This window comes from Methylobacter marinus A45, from assembly GCF_000383855.1.
GTDB lineage: Bacteria > Pseudomonadota > Gammaproteobacteria > Methylococcales > Methylomonadaceae > Methylobacter > Methylobacter marinus.
In genome coordinates, this window is record NZ_KB912877.1 from 1018900 (window position 1) to 1037691 (window position 18792).

Annotated in this window: 10 protein-coding genes and 1 pseudogene; 3 read left to right on the forward strand and 8 right to left on the reverse strand. The window is 51.4% G+C overall.

The genetic code is table 11. From position 1 onward, the window contains the following. Window positions 1–7: 7 nt before the first annotated feature. Together METMA_RS0104560 and METMA_RS0104565 are read right to left on the reverse strand one after the other, a co-directional pair. Complete coding sequence (locus METMA_RS0104560; protein WP_020157888.1) at window positions 8–400, reverse strand: hypothetical protein; 393 nt, start codon at window positions 398–400, stop codon at window positions 8–10. Window positions 401–661: 261 nt separating this feature from the next. Further along, window positions 662–1888, reverse strand: a complete 1227-nt coding sequence (locus METMA_RS0104565) for an FAD-dependent monooxygenase (protein ID WP_020157889.1) — start codon at window positions 1886–1888, stop codon at window positions 662–664. Between the two features lie 251 nt (window positions 1889–2139). On the opposite strand from METMA_RS0104565, the gene METMA_RS0104570 reads away from it, so the two are divergent. From METMA_RS0104570 to METMA_RS23935, 3 genes and pseudogenes are all read left to right on the forward strand, one after another. Next, complete coding sequence (locus METMA_RS0104570) at window positions 2140–7623, forward strand: glutamate synthase-related protein (protein WP_020157890.1); 5484 nt, start codon at window positions 2140–2142, stop codon at window positions 7621–7623. Window positions 7624–7704: 81 nt separating this feature from the next. After that, window positions 7705–9450, forward strand: coding sequence for a sulfite reductase subunit alpha (locus METMA_RS0104575; protein ID WP_020157891.1), 1746 nt, complete (start codon window positions 7705–7707; stop codon window positions 9448–9450). Window positions 9451–9672: 222 nt separating this feature from the next. Beyond that, window positions 9673–11176: pseudogene (locus METMA_RS23935) on the forward strand (IS1182 family transposase). 326 nt (window positions 11177–11502) lie between these two features. Here METMA_RS23935 and zapE read toward each other — a convergent pair. The 6 genes from zapE to pnp all read right to left on the reverse strand — a co-directional run bounded on the left by zapE (window position 11503) and on the right by pnp (window position 18743). Beyond that, a complete protein-coding gene (gene zapE, locus METMA_RS0104585; RefSeq protein ID WP_232216322.1) occupies window positions 11503–12627 on the reverse strand; it encodes a cell division protein ZapE in 1125 nt (374 codons plus the stop codon). Between the two features lie 273 nt (window positions 12628–12900). Further along, on the reverse strand, window positions 12901–13500 hold the full coding sequence (locus tag METMA_RS0104595; RefSeq protein WP_020157895.1) for a TetR/AcrR family transcriptional regulator: 600 nt from the start codon (window positions 13498–13500) through the stop codon (window positions 12901–12903). A gap of 81 nt (window positions 13501–13581) precedes the next feature. Beyond that, window positions 13582–14145, reverse strand: a complete 564-nt coding sequence (gene pgsA, locus METMA_RS0104600; RefSeq protein ID WP_027147036.1) for a CDP-diacylglycerol--glycerol-3-phosphate 3-phosphatidyltransferase — start codon at window positions 14143–14145, stop codon at window positions 13582–13584. Beyond that, a complete protein-coding gene (gene uvrC / locus METMA_RS0104605; RefSeq protein WP_020157897.1) occupies window positions 14135–15976 on the reverse strand; it encodes an excinuclease ABC subunit UvrC in 1842 nt (613 codons plus the stop codon). Before uvrC ends, pgsA begins: the two co-directional genes overlap by 11 nt. Then, window positions 15973–16617, reverse strand: coding sequence for a uracil-DNA glycosylase (locus METMA_RS0104610; RefSeq protein ID WP_020157898.1), 645 nt, complete (start codon window positions 16615–16617; stop codon window positions 15973–15975). Before METMA_RS0104610 ends, uvrC begins: the two co-directional genes overlap by 4 nt. A 47-nt stretch (window positions 16618–16664) precedes the next feature. Then, window positions 16665–18743, reverse strand: a complete 2079-nt coding sequence (pnp, locus tag METMA_RS0104615; RefSeq protein ID WP_027147037.1) for a polyribonucleotide nucleotidyltransferase — start codon at window positions 18741–18743, stop codon at window positions 16665–16667. Between the last annotated feature and the right edge of the window lie 49 nt (window positions 18744–18792).

Genomic DNA, 18792 nt, shown 5'->3' on the forward strand with positions numbered 1-18792 from the left:
ATGCCGGTCAAAAGGCAAAGCCATCGTTTGACGCCAGGGTTTTTTCGATAAACCGGACCAACCGGTTGTAGTCACTCCTTCCCATATCGACATAGCGCATGCCGATCTTACAGAGATCGCTGGAGATACGCCGTGAATAGGAAATATGGCAGCGCGCCGCGACAGGCGATATCCTCCCATCCTCATCAGGCAACTCCAGACTGATGGACCACTCTACCGGCCTGCCGCCGCGCACGTAACTGCCGCCCGGCGTCATCACGTTGCGTTGCCTCATATCACACTGAATACAGACCTCCGCGCCATTGGTATCCACCGCTAAGACATTTAACTGCACACCATCCTCGTTGGCGACAACCGCTGAAAGTTGCTTTGAAATTTTGGGATAAAATTTTTTATGCATTGCTTCGGTTCTCAACAAATTGGTTGCTAGCAATTCTAGCCCAAAAAAATACCGGCTTAAGCTGAAACGAAGACGTAATTAATTTTTTTCACCAAAACATGAACCCGATCACATTAATTTATAATTTTAGGGTAATGCACTGCCGATAAAGAGATTTTAAAACTCGCCATCCGGCAAAAAGACGCTAATATCCCAAGGCAACGCACCAAGACAATCGACGCATTGCCGGCACACCCTATGCGAGAGACAAATCCCGCCCGCTCAAACAATGGGCTCCCCCCTGGCGAGTTTGGGCAAATTACCGTCCAACCCCATGGCCATACGCATGACCTTATTTTTTGCCGGCACAAGACGTTCGGCCAATCCCAAGCCCAGATTACGCAAAAACTTGACCGGTAACACCTCATTACTAAATACACGGTAAAAGACATCCATTACCGTCATCATTTTCAGGTTTTCATTACGACGCAATTTTTCGTAGCGTTTCAAAACGGCTATATCGTCGATAGCCTGCCCATGGTTCCGGGCCTCTATCAAGACCTCACCCAGGGTTGCCGCATCCAGCAAGCCGATGTTCACGCCCTGCCCCGCCAGAGGATTGATCATATGCGCCGCGTCGCCGACCAGCACAACACCGGGTTTGACATAATCCTGCGCATGCTGCCGTTTTAAAGGGAAACTGGCGGTACCGAGAATACCCTTGACCTTGCCCAGACAGTCAGGAAAAGCGGTCATCAATTCCGCCATCAATTCCGCTTCAGGTAATGCCTTTAACCGCGAGACCTCATCCGGCGAGTTATACCAGACGATGGAACCATAATGCCCCGTTAACGGCAAAAAGGCCTGCGGACCGCTAGGGACAAAACGTTGCCAGGTGATATCCTGTTGCCCATAATCCGTCTCGATATAAATAACCAGGGCATGCTGCTTATAATCCCAACTCGTCACCCCCAAGCCTACCGCCTGCCTGACCCTTGATTGACCGCCATCGGCGGCAACCAGCACTTTCGCCGACAACTGGCGGCCATCGCTTAATTCCAGCGTGGAATGATCGCCTTGATGCGCAACCGAATAACGGATTTTATTAATCATAGCCGGACAGATCAGTTCGACGTTATCGAAATCAGACAAACGATCCAATAAAGCCAGTTGCGTTACACGATTCTCAACGATATAGCCTAGCTCCGCGTGACCAATGTCATCGCTGCGAAATTCGGTATCCCCGGCCGTTTCCCAAACGCGCATGCGCCGAAACGGGCAAAATCTGCGACCGATAATCCCCGGCCAGGCGCCGACGGTCTCAAGAATGTTTTTTGACGCGATACTGAGCGCCGAAACCCTCAAATCATGCGGCTGATCGGCGGAGAAAGACTGAGGCAGCGAACTCTCGATAACCGCCACTTTCAACCTACTGCCACCCAGACTGCAAGCCACAGCCGCGCCCACCATACCGCCACCCACGATCACAACATCAAAATTCTCTTTCATATCAATCAATTATAAGGCAACCTATATTTTTACGGTCTGATAAAACAAAACACTAGCACATAAATGACAGACAACCTGCATCGTGGTATTATTAGCAAGTTTCACCAGATGAAATTTATCTGAAAGATTTCGTAGCGACTTTGATGTGCTTGCCTGAATTAATGCTTAATTATTCGACTCTAACACGCATTGAAACAAAAAACGAACTATAAACGCCGCCTCTCGACGGCATGATTAGAACGGGCTGGAAAATGATTAAAAATCCCCGATTAGGTAATAAAGAACAAATGCTGTATAACGCTGAATTATCGCAGGACAGCTGCGGCGTGGGTTTTATTACTCACAAAAAGAGTATACAAACTCATGATCTGTTGGTTAAATCCCACGAAGCGCTCTGCACCATTCCCCACCGTGGCGGCATGAGTGCCGAAGGAATTGGCGACGGCGCTGGCGTTAACATTGATTTATCCCTAAAGTTCTTTCGCAAGATCACCGGTATCGACAGCCTGGAACTGGGTCAATTCGGCGTGGCGAACTTCTTTTTCCCTGAAGATCACGACCATTACGATTCCACCGCGAAAGAACTGGTCGAGCGCCATTTTAAAGAGGCCGGCCTGCCGGTTATTCAATGGCGCAACATACCGGTCGACAAATCCGTACTCAATCCTGCGGCTGTCAAGGCGCAGCTGCCTATCAAGCAGGTCATATTCGGGCGCCCGGACAACTTGAAGACCGCGACGCACGAACAGTTTGAAAAGCATATTCAGGCTACCTTGCTGACTATTGAAGTTGAAGGCTTTTCGCGCCCCGAACTGAACGGCTTCTATCCGTTGTCGATGAGTTCGCGCACGCAGGTTTACAAAGGCCGGCTCAACTCCTTTGAAGTCATTCCATACTTCATGGACCTGTACGACAAAGACCACGAGATCAACACGCTGTTTTTCCATACCCGGTTTTCAACCAACACGGCCCCGGCCACGATGATGGCGCAGCCGTTCCGTTACATGGCGCACAACGGCGAATTGAACACCGATAAGAAAAACCGCTTGAGCGAAAACGCCATCGCGCGCCAGCACAACAAGCACATCGTCTTTCCGTGCGGACAATCGGACTCCGGCCGCCTCGACCAAACCCTGACCCGCCGCATCAACGAAGACAATCTCGATATCGTCACGGCCGTGCTGGCGATGATGCCGCCGGCCTGGGAAAACGACACGACATTGTCGCCGCAAGTGCGCGCCATGCTGGAATATTTCAGCCTGTACGAAGAAAAGAACGACGGACCGGCCGCGTTGATTTTCAATGACGGCATACGCGTCGGCGCGCGCCTGGACCGCCTTGGCCTGCGTCCGCTGCGCTCAGTGGAAACCGAAGATTACCTGGCCGTCATGTCCGAAGCCGGTCAAATCGATTTCCCCGCTCAGGATGTCCTGAAGCGCGGCCGCATCGAAGCCGGCGGCATGCTTTATTTCGATCACGAAACCGGTGAAGCCTATAACAGCCTCCAAGTCATGGAGCGACTGGCGCAGGAACAAGACTATCAGGCGTTACTGGCGAAAAGCTGCATCCATATGTCGGCACTGCCGGAAGTCGGCCTGTCCGAGATCGACAACAAACACGTATTCACGATAGACCAGCGCCATACCGCATACTCACTCAACCAGGAAAGCTTCAGATTCCTGCTCGATCCCATGCTGGCAACCGGCATGGAAAAAGTCTCGGCCATGGGCTACGGCATCGCGCCTAATGCGTTGTCCGGCACCGAAGGCGGCATGTCGCGCTATTTCAGCCAGCGTTTTGCCCAGGTGACCAATCCGCCGCTCGACTCGCTTCGGGAAAGCGACGGCATGACCTTGCGCGTCGCCCTGGGCGCCAAGCCGACCTTTTCCGACGAATACAGCAAACAACTGGTCATCGACTCGCCGATTCTGCAGCGCACCCAACTGGAGCAGATCCGCAAACAATCGGCCGTCAGCGTTGTTACGCTGGATATGCTGTATTCGCCCGATTTTAACGATCCGAAACGCAACGAAGACGCGCTGGAGGCCGCATTGCTGGACGTCTGCGAGCAGGTTGAGAAAGCCGCCCGCAAAAACACCGGCATCATCATCCTGAGCGACATCAATATCAGCGAGGAAAAAGCCGCCATTCCGGCACTGCTGATGATCGCGGCCGCCAACCAGCATCTGGTTAAACAAGGTCTGCGCTTCAATTCCTCCTTAATTGCGGAAACCGGACAAGCGGCCAGCCCGCATGATATCGCCACGATTTTAGGCTTCGGCGCATCAGCGATCTGCCCTGTCAGCGTACACAACCGCGTTATCAGCCATTATCCGGTTAGCGAACAGCCGAAAATATTACAGAACTTCCAGAAAGCGGCTGAAAAATCGCTCATGAAAACCATGGGCAAATTCGGCCTGTGTACCGTGGAAAGCTATATCGGCGGGGAGTTCTTCGAGTCCAATTATCTCGATACCGACGAGCCGAAGTTAAGCCCTTATTTCCCTAACATCCATGCCTCGGTCGGCGGCGCGCGTTATGCCGACATCGCCGCCAGCGCAACGGAATGGCATCAAAAAGCCCTGGCCGTGCGCGAGGAAAAAGACATTCCGTTCCTGGGCCTGTTCAAGGAACGTCAGGAGGGTGCAGGCCACACTTTCGGCAATACCGCGGTCCGGGAATATATCAATATGACCGATGAGGAGATTCTGTATCTTCCTCAGGATAAATCACCCGTGGCCAGCGATACGGCCTACGTCGATTTCGGCTATGAAAAACGCACGCCGGAACAAATCGATGCCTTCGGCATTACCCCGGCCTATCGCAGTTTTACCAAAAACCTGTACCTGGAACGCGACTCCAGACCGGCGGCCTTGCGCGACATCATGGATTTTCCGGCCGATATCAGCAGCGCCGAAACGGTTGCCGACTTCGACCGCATCCTTGGCAAACAGAATCTGTACGGCAATAACAACTATCTGATCCGAGGCCTGAAGACCACGCAAACCGGCGCTGCGACGTTCAGCATCGGCTTTACCGAAAACTCATCCGAAGCGCGCCTGGATCAACTGGCACAGCATCTAAAAAAACGCTTCGCCGATACCGAGTTCAGCTTGGCTGTAGCTGGCGATGCATTAACCGTCAATGTCGCCGATGCCGGCAGCCTTTTGGCCGGCTATTTATCATCCATCCAGCCTGCGCGCGACCCGCTTGCCTTGGCCGACGTACAGCCGGCCCATGAAATCACCACGGTACTGGCTTCCGGCGCGATGAGCCATGGCGCGCTGCTGGCGGAAGCGCACGAAGCGGTCGCCCAGGGCACGAATATCGTCGGTGCGCTCAGCAACTCCGGCGAAGGCGGCGAGCACTCCAGCCGTTTCAACACGCTGCGTTCAAGCAAAATCAAGCAATTCGCGTCTGGACGTTTCGGTGTCTGGGCCGGCTATCTGGCCGACCTGAATATCCAGGAAATCGAAATCAAGATCGCCCAGGGCGCAAAACCCGGCGAAGGCGGCCAATTACCGGCGCCCAAAGTCTCGGTCGAAATTGCCGCCTTGCGGGGCGGCACGCCCAAGGTGGAGCTGGTCAGTCCGCCGCCGCATCATGATACCTACTCGATCGAGGATTTGGGGCAGTTGATCCACGATGCCAAAGCCGCGCGCGTAAAAGTCGGCGTCAAACTGGTGTCATCGGAAGGTATCGGCACGATTGCCGTCGGCGTCGCCAAAGCCGGGGCCGACGTGATCAACGTGGCCGGCAATACCGGCGGTACTGGAGCCGCGGCCGTGACCAGCCTGAAAAACACCGGCCGCTCACCTGAAATCGGTATTGCCGAGGTGCATCAGGCATTGGCCACCAACGGCCTGCGCGACAAAGTCGTGTTGCGTTGCAGTGCCGCACATCAGAGCGGGCTCGATGTCGTTAAGTCGGCTATTTTGGGTGCCGACTCATTTGAATTCGGCACCACCGCTTTAATGATGCTGCGCTGCGTCATGGCCAAAAACTGCAACATCAAATGCCCGGCCGGTCTGACCACCGCGCATGAAGAGTTTAAAGGCGATGCGCGCGTACTGGCGCAATATTTCATGAATCTGGCTCACGAAGTCAGGGAAATACTGGCGGTATTAGGCTACCGCAGCCTGCGCGAGATACGCGGCAAAACCGAATTGTTGCATTTGATCAATCACGAATCCATGATCGGCCAATTGGATTTGACGCGCCTGCTTGCTCAGGTGAGCGAAGTGAAAGTTGAAAAACCGATCTACCTGGAAGCCGACTTCAGCATTGACGATGCCATTATCAAACGGTTTAAAGCCGATATTATTGACGGCAACAAACAACAGCTCATTATCGAAGGCGACGATTTCAAGCTGAACAACCGTAACAAAACCGTTGGCGGTCAGACGGCGATCGATATCGAGCGCATGTTGGCCTATGAGCTCAGCGATGAGCAGGCGGCCGCCTCCAGAATCATTTATACCAACCAGCACGGCCGTCGCTATCTGGCACCGGACAGCGTGATTATCCGCACGCACGGCTCGGCCGGACAGAGCTATGCCGCGTTCATGAATGACGGTATGCGCATGGAACATACCGGCACCTGTAATGACGGCGTCGGCAAATCGGCCTGCGGCGGTACGCTGATCGTCGAGTCGCCAGGCGGCGGCACCAAAACACCGGGCAACAACGTGCTGATCGGCAACTTTGCCCTATTCGGAGCCAGCGGCGGTAAAGCCTTCATCAACGGCGAGGCCGGCGACCGTTTCGCGGTCAGGAACTCTGGCGCCATGGCGGTTGTTGAAGGCGTCGGCGATTTTGCCTGCGAATACATGACCAACGGCGCCGTATTGAATTTAGGCCGGTTCGGCAAGGGCTTCTGCAATGGCATGTCCGGCGGCAATGCTTATCAATACGACCCGGAAGACCGGCTGGAAAACCTGTATGACAAGTCGTCCGTGGAACTGCATCGCCTGACTGAAGACACCGATACGGCCTGCGCCCACGAACAATTCATTCTGTATATGCTCGAGCAGCATGCCGACTATGCCAACTCAAGCAAAGCCAGACGATTGCTCGATAACTGGGCTACCGAGCGCGTTCATTTCAAATTTGCGCTGCCGTTATGGCTTTACAAGACACAGACGGCCAAGTACTTGCAGCAAGCACTGGATCGCAAGGAAATGATCGAGGAATTGTCGCTGGAACTGGCTGCCGCGCAAATTGAACAGGTCAGGGAGGCCTACCAGACAACGCAACCGTTGTTCGGGGGCGCGATTCCGGATTACGGCACGACCGATACGGTCCTGATGTTCAGACTGGTCAACAGCTTTGCAGTATTCGAGAAAGCCCGGTCTTGTGCTCGCGACATGCTGAAGCACTTGCCTGAAGCGTTGCAAACTCAAAGCCAGATCGAGCAGGCGGCGCGGAAATTAATCATGGAGCGCCCGCGCAAATTGCAGGAAGCCCTGGTTAAAAACACGCGCGAAGCTTACAGCAATTACAGCGATGATCAGCTTGCCTGTCTGCTCGCGGTTAAACGCCTCAACGACTACAAAAAAGCACTGATCAAGCGCGACGTGCAAAGCATTTACTCGATAGGCTCCACCGCCTGGATCATTGAGCAGGAAAATATTAATAGAGAAGCCCTGGCCGGCATTCCTTGTATCGAGGAATATCTGGCCGGGCTCGTCGGATTGGGCATTGTCCAGGACATGATGAGCGAGCAGGCGGCTTAACCTAACCTTTTTAACACATCAGCCTCCTCGGGTTAAATACCAGGAGGCGGATGCACAGACATTGATTTGTTAGTAACTCAAATGAAAACACCTCATATCCCATTCGACGCTCCCTACAGCGAAAGTCAGCGCGCATGGCTAAACGGCTTCTTTGCCGGCATGCATACGCATATGATTCAAAGTGCCGGCTCTGTTAATCAAGTGGATGCCCGCGTCATCCACATTCTGTACGGCAGCCAAACCGGCAATGCCGAGTCCATCGCTCATGACGCCGCCAGCGTGGCGAAAACACACGGCTTGAAACCGCTGGTAAAAAGCATGGATGAGGTCGAAATCGATCAACTTGCCGCCATGGAATACTTGCTGGTCATCACCAGTACATACGGCGAAGGGGAAATGCCCGATAATGCCCAAATGCTGTGGGAGGCCGTAGCATCCGACTCGGCGCCCGATCTCAAAAACATCAAATTCTCCGTACTGGCATTAGGCGACACCAGCTATGACTTATTCTGCAAAGCGGGCATAGACTGGGACCAAAGACTGGCTGAACTGGGCGCCACGCGAATTTACGACCGTACTGACTGTGACGTCGATTTTGAAGAACCGGCGGCGAGCTGGATCAGTGCCGTCATTCCGCACATGGCTGAAGGCGCGTCGACCACGGTCATTGTCGACATCGAGGCAGCCGCTCAGGCCGAAAAACCCCAATACAACCGCAAGAACCCGTTCCCGGCCAAAATGGTCGCGAACCGGCTTCTGACCGCCGAATCGTCGTCAAAGGAAACACGGCATTATGAAATTGCCATTACCGGTTCCGGATTAAGCTATGAAGCCGGCGACGCCCTGTGCGTGATGCCGACCAACTGCCCCAAACTGGTCGCCGATATCCTTGAAGCCATCGGCTGCAAAGGCGATGAAGACGAACCGGTCAACGGCGAGTCGATCGCGTTACACGAAGCCTTGCGCACACAATTTGAAATCAAGCTGCCCAGCAAGGAATTGATCGAGGAAATCGCCAGCCGCTCAGGGGACCAGGAGCTCAACGGCATTCTGGAATCGGGCGACAAGGACAAACTGGCGGATTATTTATGGGGCCGCGACACGCTGGATTTGCTACGGCAATTCCCGCAAGTGGAATTCTCGGCCGCTGAATTCATCAGCCTGCTGAAACCCTTGCAGCATCGCGCCTACTCGATTTCCTCCAGCGGCAAAATGCATCCGGACACCGTTCATTTAACCGTGGCCAGCGTGCGTTATGAGAGCTATAACCGTCTGCACAAAGGCGTCTGCTCGACTTTTCTGGCCGACCTGGTCGACGACGAAACCGATGTACGCGTCTTCTTCACGCCCAACAAGGTCTTCAGAGTTCCCGACGACAACAGCCTGCCGATGATCATGGTCGGCCCCGGCACCGGCATCGCGCCGTTTCGCGCCTTCCTGCAGGAACGCGAGTACCGGAATGCACCAGGTAAAAACTGGCTGTTCTTCGGCGACCGCAACTCGGCGACTGATTTTATCTACCGCGAGGAACTGGAAGTCATGCGGCAAAAAGGCCTGCTGACCCGACTGGATCTGGCCTTCTCCAGAGATCAAGAGGAAAAGATTTATGTACAGGACCGCATGCGTGAAAACGGTGCCGAACTGTTCGCCTGGCTGGAACAGGGCGGTTATTTCTTCGTTTGCGGCGATGCCTACCACATGGCCAAGGATGTCGACAAGGCTCTGCACGACGTGATTGCCGAACACGGCAACCTCTCGGAACAGCAAGCCATTGATTACGTCAATCAGCTGAAAAAAGACAAACGCTACGTCAGGGACGTTTATTAATCAATATTCCTTTCTGGTTTTAGATCTCGACCTTCAGGCCGAAAGGATGTTTCCTTATTAGAGCAATCAGCCGTTACCTGAAAGCAACGGCTGTTGTAAAAATTGACTATTGTTATTGACAGGCCAGCCTGAAAAATACAGTAGGGTACGAGACTGTGAAAGTATTCAAGACTCCTCAATGGTATAATATTATTTATTATTCCATTGATATAAAAAGAATAAATGACTGCCAAGAACTATAAAGTGGGTCAAGATCGCTACCAGTCATCGTTGCTGCCCCCCCCGCGTGGATGAGTATGTATCCGAGAATAATCCGGTACGCGCGATTGATGCATACGTGACCACCCTTGATTTAGTGCGCCTGAAAATCCAAAAGTGCAGCTCAGGTCTGACAGCCGGGCAACCGGCCTATCATCCAAGCCTGCTGATCAAGCTCTATCTTTACGGCTATATGAATGGGATACGCAGTAGCCGCAAGCTGGAGCGCGAGGCGGCCCGTAATCTTGAGGTGATCTGGTTGGTTGATAGCCTACGGCCCAGTTATAAAACCATCGCTAACTTTCGGAAAGACAACAGCGCCGCCTTAAAGGCGATCAACAAAGATTTTATTCTGCTCTGTAAACAGCTCAACTTGTTTGGGGGGGACGAAGTCGCTGTCGACGGTAGTTTCTTTAAGGCCGATGCCAATAAAGACAGCATCTATACCGCTAAAAAACTGGAACAACAACTGGCGGAACTGGACAAGAAAATCGAGGCCTACCAGCAACAATTGGCGGAACAAGACGCCACTGACGCCAAAGCAGGTCTTGGCAGTTTGGTTGACGACCCGGGCTTAGCCGACAAAATTGCCCGTATTAAAGCGAAGCAAGCCGAGAAAAAAGCCTTACAGAATCAGCTAAACGCCTCGTCAGACAGCCAAATTTCAACGGTTGACTCGGATGCCCGCTTGCTGACCAAGCGCGGTCAAACCACGGCCGGTTACAACGTCCAGATTGCGGTAGACAGTCAACACAAACTGTTGGTAGCCGTAGAGGTGACTCAGGATGGTAACGATACTCAGCAACTCATGCCGATGCTGGAGAAGGCGCAAGCGGTATTGCAATCGGAACAGCTAACCGGATTGGCCGATTCCGGTTATTACAGCGGCGAACAGATCAAGCAGGCCCACGAGCAAGGCATTCAGCTTTATGTGCCGGTTCCCAACAAAAAAGGCAGGGCTGGGAAAGAAGGCCGATTCACCCGAGACCGATTTACCTACGATGGCGAAAATGATTGCTATCGGTGTCCGCAAGGCGAACAGATTGCCCGCTGCGGCAAACTTCGCCCGCAAGGTAAGCGGAACGTCTCGGTTTACAAAAGTAAAAAGTCCGCCTGCAAAAACTGTCCGTTACGCCCGCAGTGTTTAAAGGAAAATGCAACCTACAAAAAACTCGAGCGCTGGGAACATGAAGCCCTGGTTGATCAGCACCGGGAGCACATGAAAGGCACCCGGCCGATGATGATCAATCGCAGCAGTTATGTTGAACATCCCTTCGGCACCCTCAAGCATCGAGCCGGTATGCACCATTTTCTGATGCGCGGGCTTGAGAAATGCCGGGGCGAATTTAGCTTAATGGCCTTGTGTTACAACTTTACCCGAGTGCTGAATATACTCGGTGTGGCGGCCTTTAGGGATTACTGCGCCCAGCGCTTAGGGAATAGCGAAACAAACCAGGTTTTTGCCTAAAATGGCTGAAAAACCCGGCTTAATTGGCGAATTCCGCGCTGCCAAGAGGTGGAATTTTCATACCTTATGAAAATTCGCTAATGAAAATAGCGGTATTCACCCAGTAGAGCCATACTCGTTTCTGAATTCTTTCACAGTCTCGTACGCATTGCGTACCTTTTCCAGCGGTTCCGGTGAAAGTCATCCCAAAAGGTACGCGATGCGTACCCTACCGGATTTATGAAAACCTCTGGCGCCCTGTCGGTCAGTGAATGGCTTGTTTTTCATGGCGACGCATGTCTGAAGGTAATGTTTCCGGCTAATAAATAAACGCTCTAGCCGAATCCTTAAGCAGGCGCATGCTTTTTGCCCAGATACTTTTCTGACTGCATTTCGATCAGTCTTGATTGTGTTCGCTTGAATTCAAAAGGCCTTTTATCCGTATAAAGCTGATCGGCGGGCGCCTCGGCCGTACAAATCAGTTTTACGTTATGCTCATAAAGGACATCAATCAAAGTGACAAATCGTTGCGCTTCGTCCCTGTTTTCAAAGGAAAATTTGGGGATATCCGCGACCAGCAACGTATTGAATTCCCGGGCAATAACCAGATAATCGGCCGCTCCCAGAGCCCTGCCGCAAAGTTCATTAAATGAAGTAAACAGGATATCGCCATGCGCCGCCGCAAAATGAACGTGCCGGCCCTGCACTTGCAGAACCACTGATTCCGTCGCGCCGCTATTGGTAAGGTCATTGTAGCTTTGGCGCAGGAACGCTTTACCCCACTCGTCAAGCGGCGCATGGAAAGTCGTCGACAATGCCTTAAGATGAATCAACCGGTAATCTTCCTTGGCCACCAGTTCCAGAATTTCAGCGGATTGTTTCAGTAGCGCGATAAACGGCAGAAACAATTCCCGCTGCAAACCGTCTTGATAAAGCGCATCGGGATGATAGTTAGAGGTGGCGACCATAATAATGCCCTTTTCAAACAACTGTTTGAACAAACGCGCCAATATCATGGCGTCGGCAATATCGCTGACATTAAACTCATCGAAACATAACAACAGGGTGGATTTTCGAATATGCTTCGCCAACGCGGGAATCGGGTCGCCTTTGCGGGATTTTCGCCATTGATGAATAAAGGCATGGATTTCCAGCATGAAAACGTGAAAATGCACACGCCGTTTCTGCTTGATCGGACAGGCCTGAAAAAAGAAATCCATCAGCATGGATTTACCCCGGCCGACATCACCGAATATATAAAGACTTTTACTCTTTTCGGGTCTGGCCGAGAGTAGTTTGCCTAATGCCAGTTTGCTATCGTAATCGGCTTTTTCAGAAATCACATCCAGCAGTTGCTGCAGATGCCCCAGCACTTCCACCTGAGCGGCATCATTCTGGATATGGCGTTTGACGACGAGTTCACGGTAATGCTTTTCCAGTATGCCATTATCCGTCGCCGGATGATCTGGCACTATATATTCGTATTGTCGGAGAAAAGGCTTGAACATGGTGGGCCGTTTACCGGAGTCCTTAAAGAGCTTTGGATTTGATTTTTGCGCACCGCCCGCATTGATAAACAGTAATCAGCTTCCCCTGCTTGACATCGAACTGTTTTTCCTTGAGTACTTCCCATTTATGAAAGCCGCTGCGGCATAAAGTATTGCCTTTATGCCGTTCCGATATTTTCGGTCGTTTAAACTGAACAATATCACCCATATTTTTATGTTAAAAAATAATAAATTGGATTACCTTTTGACGATTGCGTTCCATGCCGCGAGCCAGGCCTGCGATTGATAGACCTCGGCTTTCTTATCCAGAGCGCCGGTCAACAGCAGACACAAGGTCTGATTGATGATGCCGAAAAAATACGCGTATCCGAGAACCGGGTCCATAGTGCGTATTTCTCCGGCCTTCATGCCGGCCTGAATGATTTTGATAATTTTTACGAAAGGCGCCGTTTCCAGCAAGGGCTTTTCTTCCGGCAAAAACTCATGGATTTTCAAAATCAGTAAAAATCGCATGACATCGGGCGCCTCACTGGTCAGCCTGAATAACAAATCGACAATTTCACGTAATTGCTCCGATGCTTTTTTATTTCTGCGCCGGATATCGTCGATGGATATGTTCAAGCTATCGAAAATGTTGGCATATAACGCCGAGGCTATCATCTGTTTGTTTTTAAAATGCTGATAAATGCCACTCGTGGTTTTTATGCCCGCCGCATCTTTGATATCCGCTAACGAGGTGTTGAAATAACCTTTTTCGGCAAATAATTTTAAAGCCGCTAGTAATATCTCATCCTGTGTTTCAGATTTTATCTGTATGTTTTCTTTTTCCTTATCCATTTTCTTCTTTCACAGCCAATTCAATGTGCTGTATCTCATATGTTAATAAAATCCCGGAAACTTACCCGGATCGGCTGGTGGTTATTGTTCCGTGATCGCTGTCAACGCCGCCCTGAGGTAATTGACCATAGACCATAATGTTAATAAGGCGGCAATATACAAAAGGACATACCCCACGACGTTAACCGGGATGCCGGCCAGGTCCTCGCGATACAACAACAGCGTAATGGCCAGCATTTGCGCAGTCGTTTTCCACTTACCCAATTGAGAAACCTTGACTTTTGCGCGCTTGCCGATTTCCGCCATCCATTCTCTCAGTGAAGCGATGGTTATTTCCCGACCGATAATAACAGCAGCGGCAACAGCCATATAAGGATTTGGCTGTTGCTGAACAATCAGCACCAGGACGATGGCCACCATCAATTTATCGGCCACCGGATCCAAAAATGCACCAAACGGCGTTTCCTGCTCCATTTTTCTGGCCAAGTAACCATCCAGCCAATCGGTAACGGCCGCGATAATAAAAATCAAGGTACAGGCTAGATTGGAATATTGCCAGGGCAAATAAAAAATCACTGTTAATAAAGGAATTAATACAATCCTTAACAGCGTTAACATTGTGGGTAAATTAAATTCAAGTGTCATCTTGATGATGGAATTGTTCGTAAATTCGTTGCGCTATTTGTCGGCTTATACCGTCTACACTGCAAAGAGCATCCACGCCAGCCCGTGAAATACCTTGCAACCCCCCAAACTGTTTCAATAAAATCTGCCGCCGCTTTGGCCCCAGCCCCGGAATGGTTTCCAATACCGATTGTTTTTTCGTCTTACCGCGCCGCTGCCTGTGCCCTGTTATCGCAAACCGGTGCGCTTCATCGCGGATATGCTGAATCAGCAATAAACCGCTGGCCCCCGGCGTTACATCAATGGGTTGATCCTGCTCCACCAGAATCAGCTTTTCCATGCCGGGCTTTCTGTCCGGCCCTTTCGAAACGCCCACTATCATAACATTGTTTATGTCCAATTCCGCTAATGCCTTTTGGGCGGCATGAACCTGACCTTTACCGCCGTCGATCAATAATATGTCGGGCGCGGCATGCTCGCCCTGCTTAAGGCGCTTAAAACGCCTGAACACGGCCTGATGAATCGCCGCATAATCATCGCCTCCGGTTATTCCCTCAATATTAAAGCGACGATAAGCTGATTTTACCGGACCTTCCCTATCAAAAACAACGCAGGATGCAACCGTCTGATCGCCCTGGGTATGACTGATATCAAAGCATTCCAGGCGTTTGGGCAGTTCCTTGCAACCCAGTTCTTCCTGCAGACTGAGAAACCGGGCATAGAGCCCCTGTTTGTCCGATAATTTGCTCAGTAGAGCGTTTTCCGCATTCGTGCAGGCCATTTGCAGCCATTTTAATCGCTCTCCTCTGACTCTGGGAGAAATATTAACGGCGTGTTTGGCCTGATTGGCCAGGACTTCCGCCAGCAGTTCGGTTTCCTCCAGCTCATGACTGACGATTAATTCATGAGGCGCTTGTCTGTCCAGATAATATTGCGGAATAAATGCCTGCAGAATATTGGCCGGATCATGCTCATCAGTCATTTTAGGGAAATACAGCTTGTTGCCAAGATGCTGCCCGTTTCGGATAAAGAAGACCTGAATGCTGGCCACGCCAGCCTTAGCGGCACAGGCGATAATATCCACATCGCCGCGCTCGCCATGAACGAAGTTCTTTTCCAGCACGGAACGCAATTTCAAGATCTGATCTCTGTAAATGGCAGCCTGCTCATAATCAAGATCAGCCGCTGCTTTCTCCATCTTAACAACCAACTGGTCGATCAGCAGACTGCCCTTGCCTTCCAGAAACAGGATCGTGCTGTCCACGTCCTGGGCATAGCCGGCTTTATCAATCAGCCCCACGCACGGACCGGTGCAGCGTTCAATCTGATACTGCAGGCAAGGCCGGGTGCGGTTGTTATAAACGGAATCCTCACACTGCCGGACCGGGAATATCTTTTGCAGCAGCTTCAGCGTTTCCCTGACGGCGCCGGCGCTGGGATAAGGGCCGAAATAGCGGCCGCGCTTGTTCTTTGCGCCGCGATGCAGGGTGACGCGCGGGAAATCCTGTTCACTGGAAAGGAAAATATAAGGATAGGATTTGTCGTCCCTCAGACAGATATTATAACGGGGCTTATAACGCTTGATTTGCTGGCATTCCAGCAGTAAAGCCTCACCTTCGGTATGCGTGACGGTCACTTCGATGCCGGTCACTTTGGCGACCATGGCCTGTTGCTTAGGCGAGGCCGTTTGCGGCTTGAAGTAACTGGAAACGCGGTTTTTCAGATTTTTAGCCTTCCCGATATAAATTATCTCGCCTTTTTCATTGAGCATTCTATAAATGCCCGGGCGGGTGGTCAGGTTTTTTAAAAATGCTTTTACATCAAAAGCATTTTCTGAAATATCGGCATTCACACTTGATCCAATACGGTCCCAATAGTACGAAAAACATCGGCAAACATATCTTTTGTCAGCCTGTTGGTCTGCACGTTATAGCGACTGGTATGGTATGAATCGATCAGCCGCCGGCCATTTGGCAAATCGTGCAATTGATTATGACCAAATTTAGCGCTGCCCAGTTTCAATCCAAAGGCTTTTAATACTGCCTGGTGCGCAATAGTTCCCAATGCCAGTATGACTGCGCCTGGCGGCAATGCCGTTAACTCGGCCGCCAGAAAGCTGTTGCATAAGGCGATTTCACTGCCTGTCGGCTTGTTTTGGGGCGGCAGGCATTTTACCGCATTGGTGATGCGGCAATTCTTGAGTACCAAACCGTCGGTTAATGATGTGGATGTCGGTTGGTTGCTGTAACCGAATTCATACAGCGCCTCGTACAGCAGTAACCCCGCATAATCGCCCGTAAACGGCCGGCCGGTGGCATTGGCGCCATGCATGCCGGGTGCCAGACCGACAACCAGCAACCGGGCATGAGGATCGCCAAAAGGGGCCACCGGGCGGGCGTGATAATCCGGATGGTTCTGTTTGACTTCCTGTAGAAATTCATCCAGCCTTTTGCACTGCCGGCAATCTTGATCGAATATTTCTGTTAACTTCATGCTCACAAAAAAGGGCCTTAACGGCCCTTTCTCTCTTAACAGCGTTATTATTCTTTTTCCGCTTCTTTCATACTCAGCCTGACTCTGCCTTGACGGTCAATTTCGAGCACTTTCACTCTGACTACTTCGCCTTCAGACAACTTGTCGCTGACTTTGTCGACATGTTCATCGGAAATTTGCGAAATGTGCACCAGGCCGTCCTTACCGGGAAGAATCGTGACGAATGCGCCGAAGTCCATTAACCGGACAACTTTACCCTCATAGACCTTACCTACTTCCACTTCGGCCGTGATTTCCTCGATCAGATGACGCGCTTCCTCGCCGGCCGCCTTATCGACAGAGGCAATTTTAACCAGACCGTCATCGGTCAAATCAATGCTGGCACCGGTTTGCTCGGTAATGCCGCGAATAGTCGCGCCGCCTTTACCAATCACCTCACGGATCTTGCTCGGATCGATTTTGAAGGTAATGATGCGCGGCGCATAATCAGACATGTGCTCGCGCGTTGTGGACAATGCCTTGTTCATTTCGCCCAGGATATGCAGACGGCCACGTTTTGCCTGCTCCAGCGCTGTCTTCATGATTTCGGCGGTGATGCCGTCGATCTTGATATCCATTTGCAGCGCCGTGATACCCTGTTCGGAACCGGCCACTTTAAAATCCATATCGCCCAGATGATCTTCATCGCCCATGATGTCCGACAATACCGCAAAGCTGTCGCCTTCCTTGATCAGACCCATGGCAATGCCGGCTACCGGTGATGAAATAGGCACGCCCGCATCCATCAGCGCCAGACTGCTGCCGCACACGGAAGCCATGGAACTCGAACCGTTCGACTCGGTGATTTCAGACACAACGCGAATCACATACGGAAATTCATCCATATTAGGCAAAACCGCCTGAACGCCGCGCTTCGCTAAGCGGCCATGACCGATTTCACGACGCTTTGGCGAGCCGACAAAACCGGTTTCGCCGACGCTGAACGGAGGGAAGTTGTAATGCAACATGAAAGGTTCTTTGTATTCGCCGGACAACGCATCGATAATTTGCGCATCGCGTTGCGTACCAAGCGTCGCGACTACCAGTGCCTGCGTTTCACCGCGGGTAAACAGGGCGGAACCGTGAGTTCTGGGCAATACGCCGGTTCTGATCGTAATGGGCCTGATTGAATCCAGATCACGACCGTCGATGCGTTTACCTTCATTCAGAATGGAACTGCGAACTATCTTCTTTTCCAGATGCTCGATAATGGTGCGAATATCCTGTTCCGCATATTGTTCATCGGCTGTCAGTTTTTCAACAACTGCATTTCTGATCGCTTTCAACTGCTCTTGTCTGACCAGTTTTTCAGGCACTTGATAAGCCGCTTTAATGCCTGCCTCAACTTCCGCAGTTACCAGTTTTTCCAGTTCGGCATCCATTTCGGGTGCCACCCACTCAACCGTTCCGGTACCGGCCTGTTGAGCGAATTCATTAATGGCATTAATGGCGGTCTGCATTTGCTCGTGGCCGAACAAAACTGCTCCCAGCATGACCTCTTCGGACAAACCGTGCGCTTCCGATTCAACCATTAAAACGGCATGCGCAGTACCGGCAACGACCAATTCCAGCTGAGAGTCCTGCAATGCTGTCGGCGACGGGTTTAATAAATAGGCGCCGTCTTTGTAACCGACGCAAGCCGCGCCTACCGGGCCATTAAAAGGCAGTCCTGAAACCGCCAACGCGGCAGAAGTGCCCAACAGCGCAGGAATGTCGGGATCAACATCCGGATTCAATGACACGACGGTAGCGATAATCTGAACTTCGTTCGTGTAACCCTCCGGAAAAAGAGGACGGATAGGTCTGTCAATTAAACGAGACGTTAATGTCTCTTTTTCGCTGGGGCGTCCTTCTCTTTTGAAAAAACCGCCGGGGATTTTACCTGCAGCGTAAGTTTTTTCCTGATAATTAACAGTCAATGGAAAAAAATCGCCGCCATTAGCTTCTTTTTTACCAACGACTGTGACCAGCAGTGAGGTGCCATCAACATCGATCATAACAGCGCCGTCTGCTTGACGGGCTATTTCACCGGTTTCTAATGTAACGAGCCGATCGCCGTACTGAAATTCTTTCCTAATAGGATTCACTATAAGGTTCCTTTGTGTAAAGGTTATTTGAAGGTTTATTCAATCCATG